The 17,347-nt window shown below is 68.4% G+C and carries 14 protein-coding genes and 1 pseudogene; 5 read left to right on the forward strand and 10 right to left on the reverse strand.

Annotation, left to right across the window (positions count from 1 at the left end):
* Positions 1–11: 11 nt before the first annotated feature.
* On the forward strand, positions 12–842 hold the full coding sequence (locus MAE01_RS05495; RefSeq protein WP_147038563.1) for a PhzF family phenazine biosynthesis protein: 831 nt from the start codon (positions 12–14) through the stop codon (positions 840–842).
* A 6-nt stretch (positions 843–848) separates the two neighbouring features.
* On the opposite strand, the gene MAE01_RS05500 is transcribed toward MAE01_RS05495, so the two are convergent.
* The 5 genes from MAE01_RS05500 to MAE01_RS05520 all read right to left on the reverse strand — a co-directional run bounded on the left by MAE01_RS05500 (position 849) and on the right by MAE01_RS05520 (position 5,450).
* Positions 849–2,171 carry an FtsX-like permease family protein gene (locus MAE01_RS05500; protein WP_147038564.1) on the reverse strand — a complete coding sequence of 441 codons (1,323 nt, stop codon included), beginning with the start codon at positions 2,169–2,171 and terminating at the stop codon, positions 849–851.
* Positions 2,168–2,863, reverse strand: coding sequence for an ABC transporter ATP-binding protein (locus tag MAE01_RS05505; RefSeq protein WP_147038565.1), 696 nt, complete (start codon positions 2,861–2,863; stop codon positions 2,168–2,170). The genes MAE01_RS05500 and MAE01_RS05505 overlap by 4 nt, the downstream gene beginning before the upstream one ends.
* Positions 2,864–2,972: 109 nt before the next feature.
* A complete protein-coding gene (locus tag MAE01_RS05510) occupies positions 2,973–4,061 on the reverse strand; it encodes a GNAT family N-acetyltransferase (RefSeq protein ID WP_147038566.1) in 1,089 nt (362 codons plus the stop codon).
* A complete protein-coding gene (locus MAE01_RS05515; RefSeq protein ID WP_186806136.1) occupies positions 4,058–5,149 on the reverse strand; it encodes a GNAT family N-acetyltransferase in 1,092 nt (363 codons plus the stop codon). The genes MAE01_RS05510 and MAE01_RS05515 overlap by 4 nt, the downstream gene beginning before the upstream one ends.
* 16 nt (positions 5,150–5,165) lie before the next feature.
* Complete coding sequence (locus tag MAE01_RS05520; RefSeq protein ID WP_147038568.1) at positions 5,166–5,450, reverse strand: hypothetical protein; 285 nt, start codon at positions 5,448–5,450, stop codon at positions 5,166–5,168.
* Positions 5,451–5,951: 501 nt separating this feature from the next.
* Here MAE01_RS05520 and smc point away from each other — a divergent pair.
* On the forward strand, positions 5,952–9,503 hold the full coding sequence (gene smc / locus MAE01_RS05525; RefSeq protein ID WP_147038569.1) for a chromosome segregation protein SMC: 3,552 nt from the start codon (positions 5,952–5,954) through the stop codon (positions 9,501–9,503).
* A 72-nt stretch (positions 9,504–9,575) separates the two neighbouring features.
* On the opposite strand, the gene MAE01_RS05530 is transcribed toward smc, so the two are convergent.
* Positions 9,576–10,265, reverse strand: a complete 690-nt coding sequence (locus MAE01_RS05530) for an alpha/beta fold hydrolase (protein ID WP_229718196.1) — start codon at positions 10,263–10,265, stop codon at positions 9,576–9,578.
* Positions 10,266–10,439: 174 nt separating this feature from the next.
* Here MAE01_RS05530 and ftsY point away from each other — a divergent pair, with 174 nt between their 5' ends.
* The gene (gene ftsY / locus MAE01_RS05535; protein ID WP_147038571.1) at positions 10,440–11,315 is read left to right on the forward strand and encodes a signal recognition particle-docking protein FtsY; all 876 of its coding nucleotides are present in this window, start codon (positions 10,440–10,442) and stop codon (positions 11,313–11,315) included.
* Positions 11,316–11,336: 21 nt separating this feature from the next.
* Positions 11,337–11,837, forward strand: a complete 501-nt coding sequence (locus tag MAE01_RS05540; RefSeq protein ID WP_147038572.1) for a DUF2004 domain-containing protein — start codon at positions 11,337–11,339, stop codon at positions 11,835–11,837.
* A gap of 16 nt (positions 11,838–11,853) precedes the next feature.
* Here the strand turns inward: MAE01_RS05540 and MAE01_RS05545 are convergent, their stop codons facing one another.
* From MAE01_RS05545 to lipB, 4 genes and pseudogenes are all read right to left on the reverse strand, one after another.
* Positions 11,854–12,537: a GNAT family N-acetyltransferase gene (locus MAE01_RS05545; RefSeq protein WP_147038573.1), complete on the reverse strand. Its 684-nt coding sequence runs from the start codon at positions 12,535–12,537 to the stop codon at positions 11,854–11,856.
* Positions 12,534–14,918, reverse strand: a complete 2,385-nt coding sequence (locus tag MAE01_RS05550) for a hypothetical protein (protein WP_147038574.1) — start codon at positions 14,916–14,918, stop codon at positions 12,534–12,536. The genes MAE01_RS05545 and MAE01_RS05550 overlap by 4 nt, the downstream gene beginning before the upstream one ends.
* 84 nt (positions 14,919–15,002) lie before the next feature.
* Positions 15,003–15,995, reverse strand: coding sequence for a lipoyl synthase (gene lipA, locus MAE01_RS05555; RefSeq protein ID WP_147038575.1), 993 nt, complete (start codon positions 15,993–15,995; stop codon positions 15,003–15,005).
* A pseudogene (gene lipB / locus MAE01_RS05560) lies at positions 15,992–16,663 on the reverse strand (lipoyl(octanoyl) transferase LipB); the annotation flags it as partial. The pseudogene lipB and the gene lipA, both read right to left, overlap by 4 nt.
* Before the next feature lie 73 nt (positions 16,664–16,736).
* Between lipB and MAE01_RS05565 the strand changes: the two are divergent.
* A complete protein-coding gene (locus tag MAE01_RS05565; RefSeq protein ID WP_147038577.1) occupies positions 16,737–17,324 on the forward strand; it encodes a TetR/AcrR family transcriptional regulator in 588 nt (195 codons plus the stop codon).
* The last annotated feature ends 23 nt before the right edge of the window (positions 17,325–17,347 follow it).

Consider the following 17,347-nt stretch of genomic DNA (forward strand, 5'->3'; position numbering starts at 1 on the left):
AATCTGAGCCGGTGAACCCGCTTCGCTACACGGCTTTCCCGACCCCGCAAGGCGGCGGCAACCCCGCCGGCGTCGTCCTCGACGCGTCCGCGATGGATGCCGCCGAGATGCTCTCGCTCGCAGCCGAACTCGGGTACTCGGAGACCGCGTTCCTGTTCCCAAGGGGCGAGCGCGAGTACGCGATCCGCTACTTCAGCCCCGAGGCGGAGGTCGACTTCTGCGGGCACGCCACGGTCGCGGCATCCGTCGCGCTGGCCGAGCACCACCTCGGCGCGGGCGACCTGCTGCTGAGCTCGAACGTCGGAGAGATCCCGGTCACTCTGGTGCGCACCGAAGCCGGGTACCAGGCGACTCTGACCACGGTCGAACCCGTGACCGCCGAGCTCGATGCGCTGCCGGAACTGTGCGAACTCCTGGGCTGGCGCGACGAAGACCTTCACCCCGATCTTCCGCACGGACTGGCGTTCGCCGGGCTGTGGCACCCGGTCCTGTGGGCTGTGTCGCGGGAGAGGCTCGCCCGGCTCGACTACGACTTCGAGGGCCTCCGGACTCTCATGCTTCGGGAGGGCTGGGGCACCGTGAGCCTCCTCTTCCGCGAGTCGGCCGCCCTCATCCACTCGCGCAACGCCTTCCCGATCGGCGGAGTCGTAGAGGACCCGGCGACCGGCGCCGCCGCCGGTGCCCTCGGCGGACTGCTGCGCGCAGAGGGTCTGCTGCCGGAAGATGGCCGCTTCACCGTGCTGCAGGGTGAGGACATGGGACAGCCATGCCTTCTCGAGGTGGATGCCGCAGGAGACGGCGGCGTGCGCGTGAGCGGCACGGCCCGCCGCCTCTTCGATTGAACGACCTCACGCCTCCGCGAAGGAGCGGGCCAGCAGCGGCCTCGTGACACGGGTGCTCGACCACACGATGCCGACTCCGGCGGCGAGCACGGCGACGATCATCATGATCGACACAGGCTGCGTGATCAGCGCGATGCCGATCAACGGCAGCACCAACGCCGCGGCGCACAGCGCTGAGCCGATCGCGGTCAGCAGCAGTGGTGCCATCACAGCCCGGGTGCGTGCAGCGTCGACGGTCTCCAACGGCACGCCGAGGTAGTGGAGGCTGCGGTGCAGCTCCCGCTGGTCGAGAGTGCTCGATGCCTGGTTGACGCCGACGGACACGGCGACCATCAGGAACGATCCGATCAGAGTGATGATGAGCCCCGTGCGGATGTCGGTGGCGAGCATCAGGTTCGCCGCAGCATCCGGCCCGGCGCTCATCGTGTCGATCAGCGCGACGCCGGTGCCCGCGAAGACCGCCATGAAGCTGGCCATCGCGATCCCGCTCACCTGGCGCCAGGCCGCCTTGGGCGATTCCAGCACCAGACGCGCCGCCAGCAGTCGCTGGGGCCGCTCGGCACGGCGCAGTCCTGCACGGGCGTGCACCTTCAGCACCCATGGGCCCACCAGATTCAACACGGCGAGCGCCGCCGCGAAGAATCCGGCCACGACGATGATGGTGATCGCGATGCCGGCCGTGCCGGGGAACACCTGCATCACGGCGACCGCGGCGACGATCACGACGCCCGCGATGACGGCCCTGATCCAGTGCACACGAGGCACATCGCTGCGGGTGCGAACCCCGAGCGGCGAGATGACGACGCTTCGCAGCCCGATGATGGCACTCACGGTCGCCAGCGCGGTGATCGAGACGACGACACCCGCGATGACCAGCGGAGGCAGGATGACTGCGCTCACGCCGAGCGGTTCCCCGCGGAACGCGATCAACCCGATCAGCGGGGTGAGGGCGAGGTACCCGACGAACCCGGCGAGGGCGCCGGTCGCGGCGATCAGCGTTGATTCCAGAACCGTCACGCCGACGACTCCGGCGGGGGAGACTCCGAGCAGGCGCAGCGTCGACAACCGCTCGTCGCGGCGCCGGGCCGAGAGCCTTGCCGCGGCGCCGCCCAGATTCGCGAGCGGTACGACCAGCAGAACCAGAGCGATGGCAGCCAGGGCCTGATACAGGCCGGCATCCGCGTCCGTCCAGGTCCAGAACTCCTGGGCGCCGCCGATCACCGTGAGTACGAGCGCGGTGACGACGGCGAACGCGATCCCCGGAAGGGCGAGTACGGCGCTCTGTTCGCGCGCGGGACGCAGGAGCATTGCGATGACGCTGCGGTTCATGCGGCGACCTCGGCGTTCGTGATGCGGCCGTCCTTGACGTGCACGGTCCTCGAGCAGCGGGCGGCGACGGTCGCGTCGTGCGTCACGACGACGAGCGTGCGACCCTGTCCGGTGGTCGACCACAGCAGTGCATCCATCACCTCGGCGGAGGTGTGCGAATCCAGCGCGCCGGTGGGCTCGTCGGCGAAGACGATCTCGGCGCCCGTCACCTGCGCGCGGGCGATCGCGACGCGTTGCGCCTGACCGCCGGAGAGCTCGCCGATCCGGCGGTCCTCCATGCCGGCCAGCCCGAGGGAGGCCAACCAGCCGGCGGCGCGCTCGATCGACGCCTTCCGCGGCGTCCCGTTGATCATCAGCGCCAGGGCCACGTTCTCGATAGCCGTGAGTTCGGGGATGAGCAGGCCCTGCTGGAAGACGAAGCCGAAGGACTCGCGTCGCAGCCGGGATCGTGCGCTCTCGCCGAGACCCGTGATCTCGGTGGCGGGTGCGGATGCCGGCGTGAAGACGACTCGTCCGGCATCCGGGGTCGTGATTCCGGCGAGCACGTGCAGGAGCGTGGTCTTTCCGGACCCGGACGCACCCATGATCGCCACGGACTCGCCTCGCTGCACGGCGAGGTCGACTCCGGCGAGCGCGGTGGTGGCACCGAAGGCCTTGGTCAGGGACTGGGCGTGGATGACGGGAGCATTCATGCTTCCAGCCTCGTCGGCAGTCTCCGCGGTGTCGTCCGCCTGCGGACGCAGATGGCCGGCCGAAGATACACCGCAAGGATGATCTCCGACCGGCCTCGCCGAGGCGGTGTCAGGCCAGCTTCTTCTGCCAGCCCGCGGCATACGATGCCGGAACGAAGCCGATGGCCTCGTTGATGTTCAGCATCGGGCGGTTCTCCTCGGCGTTGAACGTGCAGATCTTCGGCGACTGCGGCGCGATCTCCTGCCAGCGCAGCAGGTTCGTGCACTTCACGATCGTGCCGAGCCGCTTGCCGCGGTGCTCCTTGACGACGAGGGTGCCGTACTGGTGCGTCACGCCTGACCGATCGGGGCCGATCACGAGTTCGTTGAACGCCACGATGCGCCCGGACGGCACATGCTCCACGGCGGTCACGGACAGGAGCTGTCCGGCATCCGCGATCACCTGGTCGTGACGCACGACGCGTGCGGCATCCCACTTCTCCTCCTCGAAGACGAGGTCACCGCTGGGCACATCGGTCGCCATCCGGGAGATGACGTAACCGTACCCCTCGCGCAGGTGCTCCGGCGTCGGCAGGGTCCAGGCGATCACCCGGTAGTCGTCGCCGGCGACGGCGGTCGCCTCGGCCAGCATGCGCTCGGCGAGCGACAGGTCACCGTCCAGGGCGAGGGTGCTGGTGCGCTCGACCTGCTCCATCGTGTATCCGTTGTCCCCGAACAGATCACTCAGCTCGTTCGCCGGCACGCGGCCGTGACCGGTCGCGGGCGTCAGCATCCGATCAGACGTGCTGGCCGGGTGCAGCGTCCACACCTGCAGCAGGGTGCGACCGAGCAGCCTCGCCTCATCCTCGACGCGGGTCAGGAGCGCCTGCGCGACTCCCGACGCCCGATGCGGCGGGATCACCATGATGTCCGATTCCGCCGTCGTGCTCCCGGCCTCGTTCGAGGTCTTCAGGTACGCGGCACCGACGACCGCGCCTCCGCGGCGCGCGATGTAACCCCGGTACGTGGAATCTGTGCGATCGAGCCAGCGCGGCAGCATCTCCTCCGGCTGCTCGTGCAGGTCGTTGGCGCCGGCATCAACGACACAGATCTCGTTGGCGAGATCAACCATCGCGAGGAAGTCCTCGGCGTCGGGTGCATCCACGGATGCGGGGATCACCATCTCGGTGATAGTCAGCTCTTCGGCGAGCAGTGTCATCTCAGATCCTTCTTCCAGGCGCCCTCGTAGGAGATGGGCGCGAACCCGATGGCCTCGTTGATATCGAGCATCGGGCGGTTCTCTTCGGCGTTGTAGGTGATGATTCCGGGGGAGTCCGGGTGCATCTCGCGCCAGGACAGGAGCCCGGCGGCCTTCACGAGCAGCCCCAGCCGGTGTCCGCGATGGGACGCCAGAACCAGGGTGTCCTCCTGATGGGTGGTCGACGCGGGCTCATCGATATCGATGGCCAGCTCGTTGTATGCGCACAGCTCACCGGTCGCGACATGTTCGGCCGCCGTGACCAGAACGGTCGTGCCGCGCTGCCGGTACCGATCGTCGTGTCGTGCGACGCGCTCGGCATCCCACTTCTCGGCCGGCATGCCGAGCTCGGCATCCGGCACATCGGTGGACATGTGCTCCTTCATCCAGGCGTAGCCGGCGACGTGCTCCGCCGGTGTCGGCAGCGTCCACTGCACGACGCGGTACCCGACGGCCTTACTCGCCGCTTCGTCTCGGAGCGTGCGGATGCGCGCGGTCTGGGCATCCGACCAGGTGAGCATGCTCACCCGCTCGACCTGTTCCAGCGAGAAGCCGTGCTTGAGGAGGAAGCGTGCGTGATGATCGCGCGGGATCTCACCGAAGCCGGTGGGCGACGGCAGGACGGAATCGTCGGATGTCGGGTGCTCCACCCACACGAGCAGGCGTGTCACGCCGGCATCCCGGGCCGCCGCCTCGATGTGTGGCAGGACGGCGGAGCCGATGCCTCGACTCCATGCGGAGCGCAGCAGGCTGATGATCGAGATCGCGGTGCTGCCGCCGGAGTCGGCCATGATGTTCAGTGTCGCGACGCCGACCATCTCGGCGTCGTCGAGCACGTACCACTGGGTGCGCGTCACCTCAGGGTTCGAGCGCAGCATCGGCAGCAGGGCCTCGGCGGTCGCGGCGTCCTCCGTGCGGCCGGTCACATCGTGGATGGACCTGTTGCGCACGTCCGCGTAGGTGCGGATCGTGTCGGTGGGCGCCGCATCCGCCCGTGCGGGAAGCACGAGCGGATGCAGCGTCGCGGTGTCGGTGAGACGGATGCTCACGGGAGCTCTCCTCATCTCAGCGCGGGAAGCGCTGCAGGCTGTGGGTGAGCATCGTGAGCGCTTCGCGCTCCATGGTGCGGCGGTTCTCCCGCAGCAGCATCATCTGCTCCTGGCTGATGGTGCGTGGGGCTCTGCGGTGCGAGCGCTCGGCGCGCAGCAGCAGCCACAGGCCGAGGCGCAACGAGAGCCGGTCCGTGAGCGCGAGCTCACTGCGGTCTGTCGGTACGGTGACCTCGAGGACCTCCTGGTTCTCGGGACACGGTGGGTGAAGAGTGCTGCGAAGCAGCATGTCGGTACTCACGAGAGTGCTCGTTTCTTTCGAGTGTTTCGAGGGGGATCGTGCGCGGAGTCCGCAATGGACGTGCGCAGTGGCGAGAGGTCTCAAGAGATGGAGACATCGGGATGCAGAGGGTCGAGGATGTCGACCGATGCGGGAGCGGCGGGAACCGGCGAAGAGATCAGCCTGCAGAGGCAGAGATCTCGGGCTGCAGTTCTATGCGAGCGCGCTACGTCGGATGCCGAAAGTCGAGGACGCCAGATGCGCAGCGCGCGCAGTAGCGAAGCCTGCGGCTGTTGCGGTGTTGATGGTAATCATTGGGCGTCCTCCTTTCGTGAGCGATCCGGTTGCCAAAGTTAGTCCTTGATTTGTGTGAGCGTCAAGCATTTGTTCAGTTATCGGCGTGTCGCGGTCTCCGGGGATCTGTGCCTCTGCCGCGCGGGATGCCGGTAAAACCGCGTGATTCCGGTAGCGTTGCGGCGTGATTCTCGCTGGACGACCTCTCGGCCGAAGGGTGCTGCGCCCGTGCATCTGAAGAGCCTGACGCTCAAGGGCTTCAAGTCCTTCGCGCAGCCGACCACCTTCGTCTTCGAACCCGGCGTCACCTGCATCGTCGGCCCCAACGGGTCGGGCAAGTCGAACGTCGTCGACGGTCTCGCCTGGGTCATGGGCGAGCAGGGCGCGAAGACGCTGCGCGGCGGCAAGATGGAGGACGTCATCTTCGCCGGCACCTCGACGCGCGGGCCGCTGGGCCGGGCGGAGGTGCAGCTGACGATCGACAACAGCGACGGGGCTCTGCCGATCGAGTTCGCCGAGGTCACCATCAGTCGCACGCTGTTCCGCAACGGTTCGAGCGAGTACGCCATCAACGGTTCGAGCTGCCGGCTCCTCGACGTGCAGGAGCTGCTGAGCGATTCCGGTCTCGGCCGCGAGATGCACGTCATCGTCGGTCAGGGGCGCCTCGACACGGTGCTGCAGGCGTCGCCGGAGGACCGCCGTGGATTCATCGAGGAGGCCGCCGGCATCCTGAAGCATCGCCGGCGCAAGGAGAAGACTCTCCGCAAGCTTGACGCGATGGAGACCAACCTCACGCGCCTCAGCGACCTGGCCGGCGAGATCCGCCGCCAGCTGAAGCCGCTCGGACGTCAGGCCGAGATCGCACGCGAAGCGCAGACCATCGCCGCCGTCGTCCGCGACGCGAAGGCGCGGATCTTCGCAGACGACGTCGTCGCGCTGCGGACATCGCTCGCCGATCACGCCCGCACCGAGCAGGAGCGGCACACCGAGCGTCTCGTCCTCACCGAGCAGGCCGACACGGTCCGTGCCGGGATCGCGAAGCTCGAGGCCGATCAGAACTCGGCGGCCGTCGACGAGGCTCGGCGCGTTGCGTTCGGGCTCGAGCAGGTGCAGGAGCGGATGCGGTCGCTCTACACACTGGCCAACCAGCGACTCGCGCTCCTCGGTTCAGAGGACGACGACGCCGCTGTCGCCGCCGTGACCGTGACGCAGGCGACCATCGACGAGGCGAAGGAGGAGATCAACGTGATCTCGTCCGGTCTCGGAGACGCACAGGATGCCGCGTCGGCCGCGAGCCGTGAGGTCGTCAGCGCCAGGGCAGAACTCGACACGCTCGACGTCGACATCGCCGAGCAGAGCGCGCTCGTCTCCGAGCACGACATGCGGTTGACGGCGTTGCGAGGAACGGCGGAGGCGGCGGCATCCGCTCTCGCTGCCGTTCGCGGTGCTGTGCTCCGCCAGGAGACCGCGCTGGAAGCCGCGAACGAGCGTCGCCGCGAAGCGGCCGATGCTCTGGAGCAGATCGACGACGCTGAGGCGCCGGAGGGGAGCGCGGCCGAGCACGCCGCCGCCTACGAGACCGCGCAGCGTGAGGCGACCGCGGCGGAGAGCGAGCTCGAGGGTCTGCGCGAGCGGCTGCACTCGGCCGAGCGCGAGGCGGAGTCCCTGACGGCGAAGGCGTCTGCGCTCAGCAGCGCTCTTTCGCTGTCCGGCGGGGCGGCCGAGGTCGTGAGATCCGGCGCCGCCGGAGTCCGCGGTCTCGTCGGCGACGCCGTGCAGGTCACCGCCGGATACGAGGCGGCGATCGCCGCAGTGCTCGGTCCGCTCGCCGAAGGCGTTCTGGTCGACGACGCGGATGCCGCGTTCGCGCTGGCTGCCTCATCCGCCGAGCAGGGCCGCGGCGTGGTCGACTTCGTGATCGCGGATGCCCCAGGCGCCGCAGCCGACCTGCCCGAGGCGGCCGGTGTCACTTCGGCAGCCTCGGTGGTCACCGCTCCGGCCGGTGTCCTCGGCGTGCTCGCCCACGTGCTGATCGCCGACGATCTCGTCGCAGCACAGCATGCGCGTGCGGCGCTGGATGCGCTCGGCGACACGTCGGTGACGATCGTCACGACCGGGGGAGACGTGGTCACCGCGCAGACGCTGCGGACGGGAGCCGGGGGAGAGCGCTCGCGCCTCGAACTCGCGGCCGAGCGCGACGCGGCCCAGGAGCGCCTCGCCGAGGTGCGCGTGATCGTCGACTCGCTGCGCGAGGCGCGCGGGGACGGCGCGGAGCGGGTCGAGGAGACGCGCAGGCATGCGAAGGAGTCGCTGCGTGCCCTGCGCGAGCACGACGCGGCGCTTGCGACGCACGCGGAGCAGGTGAACCGCGTCACCGTCCGCCACGAGTCAGCCGTCGCCGAGTGCGAGCGGCTCGAGTCAGGGCTCGCGCAGGCGCAGTCAGCTGTGGCGGATGCCGAGTCGGCCGCGGCCGCAGCCAAGGCGGAGCTCGAGACGGCCGAGGCGAAGCCGCGTCCAGTGCTCGACGCATCGGCCCGTGACGGCCTGCTCGAAGCGCTGGAGACCGCTCGCGAGGGCGAGGTTCGCGCTCGTCTCGAGATCGAGACCTTGCGCGAGCGCGTGCGCGCTGCGCAGGCCCGGGTGACCAGCCTCGAGCGCCAGCGCGAACAGGAACGGGATGCCGCAGCCGAGGCCGCACGCCGCGCCGTGATCCGCCGGGCGCAGCGGGAGGCTGCCGCGGGAGTCGCCGCGGAGTTGCCGCGCATCCTCGACTCACTGGATCGCTCGGTCACCGAGGCGCGCGTGGCGCTCAGCGAGGCCGAGAGCGCCCGGTCGGCGCAGAACGAGGAGCTCACGGCGCTGCGCGCGCAGGAGACCTCGCTGCGCGAACGTCTCGCCGGGCTCACCGAGAGCGTGCACGGTCTCGAGCTGCAGATCCACGAGAAGAAGCTCCACCTGACGAGTCTGCTGGAGCGCGTGGCATCCGAACTCGCGCTCGACGAAGATATTCTCGTTGCGGAATATGGCCCTGAGGAGCTCGTGCCGCGCGACCCGCTGGCGGAGGTCGACCCCGACGCGATGGACGGTGTCGACGCGACGGCCATCCCGTACGACCGTCGTATGCAGGAGCGGCGTCTCGCCGACGCCGAGCGCAAGCTGACGCAGCTCGGCCGCGTCAATCCGCTGGCCCTCGAGGAGTTCGCGGCTCTCGAGCAGCGTCACGCATTCCTCACCGAGCAGCTCGCCGATCTCACTCAGACCAGAGAAGACCTGCTGACGATCATCGCCGACCTCGACGAGCGGATGCAGACGATCTTCGCGAGTGCGTTCGAGGACACCAAGCAGGCATTCGGCGAGGTTTTCCCGCTGCTGTTCCCGGGCGGATCCGGGAGTATCTCGCTCACCGACCCGGACAACATGCTCACGACCGGCATCGAGGTGTCGGTGCGGCCGGTGGGGAAGAAGATCGAGCGGCTGTCGCTGCTGTCCGGTGGCGAACGGTCGCTGGCGGCGGTGGCGCTCCTGGTCGCGATCTTCAAGGCGCGGCCGAGCCCGTTCTACATCCTCGACGAGGTCGAAGCCGCCCTCGACGACGCGAACCTCGGCCGGTTGCTCACGGTGTTCGAACAGCTGCGGGAGAGCTCGCAGCTGCTGGTCATCACGCACCAGAAGCGGACCATGGAGATCGCCGACGCCCTGTACGGAGTGTCGATGCGCCAGGACGGCGTCTCTGCCGTCGTCGGTCAGCGCGTTGGCGACCGTGCGGCCGCCGCCAGCTGATCCCTCCGAGCGCGCACAGCTTCGGAGCAGAGGCGCGAAACGCCGTGTGTGACGAGCCGCCGCCGGCGTGTCTCAGCTGCGATCCGAAGTGGTGCCCGCCGCGAGAGCGCCCGTGAATTCAGCGATCGCTACAGCGAACCCCGGCAGGTCCTGCGGTCGATGCTGCGCGCCCTCAAGGACGTGGTGCGCCGCGCCGTCGGCCACCAGACTCCGGGCGATCGTCTCGTACTCTTCGTTCCAGCCACCGGTGACGACGAGGGTCGGGATGCTGGTGAGCATCTGCCGCCGGATGCCGTGGCCCCAGGGCACGTTCGTCGTCGCCCATCTCTCAGCCAGCGGACGCTCCGCATCCCAAGTCGCGGGATCGAACGCCCCGCCGAACATGAGCGGCCGCAGGATCGCCCAGCACCCCCGCAGGTTGCCGGAGTCGGCCTGGGCACGCGCCTCTGTCACGGCGGAGATGTGCCGCTCGATGGATGATTCTCCGCGCACGATGTCGTAGAGCGCGGGCTCGACGAGCACGAGTCCGGCGACCTGAATGCGCCCGGATGCTGCGGCGAGGACGGCAGGAACCGCGCCGATCGAGTGTGCGAACAGCAACGGGCGCCGTGCGCCGCGGGTGGCCACGAGCGTCTCGACCTGCTCCGTGATCGAGGACCCGGGCTCGAAGCTGAGAAACTCGCTCGAGTCCGCGTCGACGCTCGGCCAAGCCGCCGCGCCGCGGCGCCCCGCACCATGGATGTAAACGGCCTCGACACTCACGCACGCAACGCTAGTCCCCGTCGTTCCGGTGCCGGCACGTTGGAAAACGCGGATGCACGTCGGCGCGCCTCGGCGCGGTGCAGGCCGACACGCCGCCGACACGCCAGCTCATCTCCGTTTTCCGAGGCGAGGGGGCATACAGCCCGGTGGTCCGGCACCGCATAGGCTGGAGCCATGGCGGAGAAGTCCTGGTCCCTCGGTCGCGCACTGCGCGGCATGTTCGTCAAGCCCACGATCGATGAGAACACGTGGGAAGACCTGGAGACCGCGCTGATCACCGCCGACTTCGGTCCGGAGATCACCGAGCGCATCGTCGACGAGCTGCAGGACAAGGTCGAGCGTTACCGCACGACCGACCCGAAGGACCTGCAGCGCATGCTGCAGGAGACCCTCGAGGAGCACTTCGCGAAGTTCGACACGACGCTCAAGCTCACCGAGCGTCCGGCTGTCGTCCTCGTCGTCGGCGTGAACGGCGTCGGCAAGACCACCACGATCGGCAAGTTCACGAAGTTCCTGCGCGGTTATCAGCGCAGCGTGGTCGTCGGCGCCGCCGACACGTTCCGCGCCGCTGCCGTCGATCAGCTCGCCACCTGGGCGCAGCGTGGGGGAGCGGCGATCGTCCGGCCTCAGCAGGAGGGGCAGGATCCGGCATCCGTCGCCTACCAGACGATCGAGTTCGCGCAGCGCGAGGGGATCGAGATCGCGATCATCGACACCGCCGGCCGCCTGCACACCAAGGGCGGGCTGATGGACGAGCTGACGAAGATCCGCCGGGTCATCGAGAAGCAGGCTCCGATCAGTGAGGTGCTGCTGGTGCTGGATGCCACCACCGGGCAGAACGGCGTCATGCAGGCCGAGGCCTTCCTCCAGCACGCCGGGGTGACCGGGCTGGTCATCACCAAGCTCGACGGATCGGCCAAGGGCGGCTTCGTCCTCGCGGTGCAGGAGCGCACCGGCATCCCGGTCAAACTCCTCGGCCAGGGAGAGGGAATCGACGACCTCACCGGATTCACGCCGCACGTCTTCGTGGCATCCCTTGTCGGGCAGTGAACGGACTGGTTTCATAGCGTTATGGCGATCGAACACGACTACTTCGGACTGCTGTCCTCGGGCCCGGACGGATCGATCTTCTGGAGCGAGACGGTGGATCTCGGCGATCAGACGGTGACCGTCGACCTCACCGCGCCCGACCAGGACGACATCTCCCCGGATGCCCTCGACATCGCCGCAGCGCTGATCTCGGGGATCGAGAACGTGGATGCCGCAGCACGGCGCGGCATGCTCGCCGAAGTCGACGACCGCACCAGCGAGGTGACCGAGTACATCCTGCAGCAGCAGGAGGCCTACGGCGAAGAGCTCGCGGACATGCTCGTCGACGTCAGCGGGGATGACTCGGTCGACATCATCCGCTCTCTCCGCCTGATGAGCATGACGATCCTCGCCGATGAGCACGGCGGATCCGAGCCGTTCGCGGTGCTCGAGTACGCGCTCGACGCGGACGAGACCGACGAGGTGCTGCTGGTGAACCTCGCCTCCGACGGCTCTGTGCAGTCGGTGATGAGCGCGGACTGATCATGCGCGCAAGTCGCTAGAGCGGGGAACGCGCGATCTCCGCATAGCGATCGAGCGGCAGTGCACGGATGCCCCCGTCACCTGTCGCAGCATCGCGGAGCCGACTGGCGTCCGGGTCGTCTGCTCCGTCGAGGATCTCGTCCAGGTAGCTCAGCACCGCGGCGGCCTGTGCGGCGCTGAGCCGCCCACGATCAGCGATCGCGCCGTCCCGATCGAATGCGGCGAGCAGCATGCCGTGTTCGCGACCGGTGTCCGCTGACACCGCCGGCTGAAAGTAGGGCAGGTCGAGCGCCAGCGCGTCGAACCGGGCGTAGAACCGCAGGCGCGCCGCGGGATCGCCGTGCGCCGGATGCGGCGTCTGGACATCCGGTCGATCGAACTCCGCCAGCATCACGGTGGCAGTGGACCCCCACTCCGCGATGACGGCCTTCAGCAGGCCTGATCCCACACCCATGCCGCGCGCTTGCGGCGCGGCGACGAGGTACTGCAGCAGGACGGCGTCGCGGAATCGCTCGACCACGGCAATCCCCAGCATCCGCCCGTCGTCATCTCGCGCGATCAGTGCGTGCGCCCGAACGGGGAACTGCGCGAGGAAGTCGTCCTCCGACATGAGCTCTCCGGCGCGGAACGATGGCGTCAACAGTGCGCGGTGCGCTTCGCGGAGCTCATCGGTTGTCGAACCCGCTGCGTACGAGGTCATGTCGGTGGTCTCGGTCGGGAGCTACGCGCTCGACGCGACATCAAGATCATCATGACCCCGATCGCAACGGCGACGGCCAGAATGGCGACGATGAACCACCAGGTGACGTCGCCGTGCAGACCGAATCCTTCCTGCAGCACGGACGCCAATCCCGAGATTCCGATGACGGCGAGTACGACTCCGAGTACCTGCTCGACACGTTCGGAGCGACGGTCGCGCTCGGTCTGCCGGTCGTCCAGGATGCGCTCGATCCTGCGGTGGCAGACATCCAGCAGCGGCTGCAGGCGTGAGCCGAGCACATCCCGCACGGCGCGCTCGAAGCCGTCGCGGAGCAGGTCATAGCGATTCGATCGGAGCACGGTGTCGAGGTCGACTCGCAGTGCGGGCGACGAGACGATCGCCGGTGACTCGACGAACAGCATGATGGCCTGCTTCGACTGCACGAAGGACTGCAGGTCGAGCTCGGCGCGTTCGATGACCCGTACGAGATCGCCGAGCCGATCCGTGACCTCCTGCTGCCGGCCATGATCCCCGCTCGAGCTCGCATCATCGGTCTCCCGGAGCAGATGCTCGACCTTGGTGAGAAGGACGGAGATGGTCTCCGCGTGTTCGCGCACCGTGCTCTGCCAGGCCTGATACATGCCATGCATGCTGTGGGCGAAGGTGATGAAACTCTCGATCTCACTGACCGCATAGTCGGGCGAGCGGAAGCTGGCCAGCAGAGTCACGTTCGAGTTCGCGGTGAGCAGCTCATCGTTGAGATGCAGCAACTCGAAGGGCTTCGCGGCATCGACGTCGTACATGGTCCAATCGGCGACGCCCGATGCGCCGGCGGGGAGCGGATGCAGAAGCGGCTGCGCTCCCCACAGACCGCTGATCTCACGTGCGGAGTCCAGGGGGATGCGGCGACCTGCGACATCACTCGATGCCCGTTCGACGGTGACGAGCACGCCGAACGACCCGGATCGGGCGGAGATCGGATCGGCCGGGGCGCTCGGCATGGGCCCGTGCGCGGTCTGCGGATCATCCCGCACCCGCCGGAACAGCGTGCGCAGATCCTCGAGGATCGCCCCCACGACGTCGGCCAGTCGCGACAGCCGAATGCGCGAGTCGGAGCGCGGATGCAGATGAAGCACGTGCGGAATCTCGGTGAGATCGCCGTACACGGGGGTCGCCAGGCTCACGATCTGCGCGACTTCGAACGCGGGCGCGTCTTCCAATTCGATGTCGAACAGAACCGCATGGTTGCCGAGCTCGGACAGCTGCACCTGCGTGCGGATCCGCACCACGTCGGCCCCGGTTCCCGGACCGTCGAGCAGGATGTCCTCCAGCTGAAAGGTCGAACCCCGGTAACGACGACCGAGGCTGTCCGAGCCCTGCCAGACGTCGCTGAGAGTCAGCCGTCGCAGCACCTTCGTCACGAGCAGTGGTCCTAGGCGACCGTTCTTGTCGTCTGCGGACACGAGATCGCGGACGGCGTCGAGGTCGTCGGCGAGCTCGGCCGACCCGTGCTGCATGACCCCGAACCCGTACACGATGCGCACCCGCCCCTCGTCGATGTGCAGCCAGGGGCGGTCGGCTGCGGCACTGACTGTCTGGAGGGATGCCAGGTGGCCGCGAAGCTCACTCGCGTCGATCGGCCGGAATCCGCCGTCGTCGATCAGATCAGCGATCCGAGCGATCTCCGCGCTGACGTCGTACGTGCGACGCGCGAGCAGGTCGGAGGTCGCGAGCGCGATCTCGTTGATCGCCCGGTAGTAGCGGTGCTCGGAACGCGTCTCGGCGATGAGCGTCTCGCGCCCGGGGTGGGCCGGCAGCTCGCGCGCGGACTGCCGGATCAGAGCGATCTTCGCAATGGCCTCGGCTGTCACTGCGACGACGGCCTCGAGGTTTCCGGTGAGCAGCGCAGTCTCGACGTCGAACTCATGGTTCATGAATCGCAGCAGGCTCCAGGCGACGGCGTCCGCGCCCTCCGGTGCCAGCGCCTTTGCCGCATCGGCTGCCGCGTTCACCGCTGCGCGGATCAGCGTGTGATCCCAGTTGAGCTCCCACGCCTCGTTCACCAGGTTCCGGAGGTACATCGCCAGCACGACGCCGCCGAGCGGTAGGGCGGATGCCGCGCGCACCGCGGCCGGCAGCAGATTTCCGAGCCGGATGCCGTGGGCGGTGTGGCCGTCGGACATGCCGTCCGCCACGACGCTCTGCCACCAGTCCAGGCTCAGCACTTCGCGGATGTCGCTCTGCTGCTGTTCTGTCAGGGCGTGCGCGGACCCATCCCTGCGCTGTGTCGTGAAGGCTTCCGACAGCCATTCACGTGCATCGTCGGCATCCTCGTTCGCCAGCGCGAAGATGCTCGCGCCGACCTTCTCGTCCCCGACCACGCCTGCCCCCAGACCGCGCGGTGACCCGCGCTGAGTCTGATTGTGCCCGAACAGCGGGGGCGAGCACCATGCCCGGGGCGGAACTCACACGGCCTGAGCGAAGCCCAGGTCCGCGCCCTCGGCGATGTGCGCCAGGTGCGGCGGGATCTCGCGTCCCTTCGAGATCATCGACTGCGCCCACAAACGCCCAGCGCGGTACGACGAGCGCACCAGGGGCCCGGCGAGCACGCCGAGGAAACCGATCCGCTCGGCCTCCTCCTTGAACTCGACGAACTCCGCCGGCTTCACCCAGCGTGCGACCGGCAGGTGCCGCGGCGTCGGACGCAGATACTGCGTGATCGTGATGATGTCGCAGCCCGCCTCGTGCAGGTCGTTCAGCGCCTGCACGACCTCTTCCGGCTCCTCGCCCATGCCGAGGATGAGGTTCGACTTGGTGATGAGCCCGGCGTCGTGCCCCTGCGTGATCACGTTCAGCGACCGCTCGTACTGGAACGCGGGGCGGATGCGCTTGAAGATCCGCGGCACGGTCTCGACGTTGTGCGCGAACACCTCGGGGCGCGCGTCGAAGATCTGGCCCAGGAACTCCGGGTCGCCGTTGTGCTCGTTCGCGAGCAGTTCGACGCCGGTGTTCGGGTTCTCGGCGTGGATGCGCCGGACGGTCTCGGCGTTCAGCCAGGCACCCGTGTCGGGCAGGTCATCGCGGGCGACGCTCGTGACCGTGGCATAGCGCAGCCCCATTCGAGTGACGCTCTCGGCCACCCGGCGCGGCTCATCCGTGTCGTAGGCGTCCGGTTTGCCGGTGTCGATCTGGCAGAAGTCGCAACGCCGCGTGCACTGCGAACCGCCGATGAGGAAGGTCGCCTCGCGGTCCTCCCAGCACTCGAAGATGTTCGGGCAGCCCGCCTCCTGGCAGACGGTGTGCAGCCCCTCGTCCTTCACCAGCGAATGCAGCGCCTGATACTCCGGCCCCATCTTCGCCTTGGTCTTGATCCACTCCGGCTTGCGCTCGATCGGCGTCTCGGCATTGCGGACTTCGAGGCGCAGCAGCTTGCGACCCTCGGGAACAGCGGCACTCACGCGGGAACTCCTTCGATTGCAGCGTCCGAGAATTCGGGATCCGAGTATTCGGCGGCGAACGCCGTCGCGACGGCATCCACGATGTCTGCGGGGGAGACGTCGCGACCGACGACCTCGCTCACCGTGGTGACGCCGGCATCCGTGATTCCGCAGGGGATGATCCCGCGGAACCCGCTCAGCGTGTTGTCGCAGTTGATCGCGAAGCCGTGCATCGTCACGCCGTTCTGCACGCGTACGCCGATCGCGGCGATCTTGTCCTCGCTGAGGGGCCGGTGCACCCACACACCGCTGCGTCCGTCGACCTGGTAACCGTCGACGCCGAGCGGGCGAAGGATCTCGATGAGCACACGTTCGAGGCGGCGCACATGCGCGACGACATCCATCGGCTCCGGCAGGCGGACGATGGGGTAGCCGACGAGCTGACCCGGGCCGTGCCAGGTGATCTTGCCGCCACGGTCGACATCGACGACCGGCGTGCCGTCCTGCGGGCGCTCCTGCGGTTCGGTGCGCTTGCCTGCGGTGTACACGGCCTCGTGCTCGAGGAGGATCAGGGTGTCGGGGCGGGTGCCCTCCACGACGCCGTGGTGCACGTTGCGCTGTAGCTCCCAGCCGTCGAGATACGGGACGAACTGCGGCGCGAGCCCCGCAGCGAGAATGTCGAGCATGGTCGCCTTCCTATTGTTGGATGCCGTCTAACAATACATCCGAAGAGCATGGAACGCTCAGAGGTACGGTGGGAGGGTGAGAAACGAGCCGCGCCCCGGACGCCCCCGTGCGTCGTCGCGCGAGACGCTCGCCGAAGCGGCGTGCGAGCTGTTCCTCGAGCAGGGGTACGAGGCGACGTCGGTCGCCGACATCACCCAGCGCGCAGGCGTGAGCCGATCCAGCTTCTTCAACTACTTCTCCTCGAAGAGCGATGTCCTGTGGTCAGGCCTGGACGCCCGGATCGATCAGGCTCTGGCGGCATTGACCGCACTCGGGGCGGATGCCGACGCCGCAGCCGTGCGCGGCATCCTGCGCAGCGTGGTGCACGACTTCGCACCCGACCCGCTCGCTCTCGCGCTGCGCAACGCGGCGGCCATGGGACTGGAAGAGGAGCTGGTCCGTGACACGGGGCTGCGCAGCGCGCGCCTCGCCGAGGGCATCTCGCAGGCCGCGCGCGGCAGCGGCATCGCCGCGATTCCTGCGGACATCCTCGGCTCGGCACATGCGACCGCCGTATTGTCCTCGCTGCGCGTGTGGGCCGAGCGCGGAGCCGGCCACGGCACGCCGGACTCGCTCGTGGGCGAGGCACTGCGCAGCATCCACGATCTGCCCTGGCGGATCTGAGCGGCGCACGGACGGATCCGCAC

It is taken from the genome of Microbacterium aerolatum, assembly GCF_007988825.1.
Classification (GTDB): domain Bacteria; phylum Actinomycetota; class Actinomycetes; order Actinomycetales; family Microbacteriaceae; genus Microbacterium; species Microbacterium aerolatum.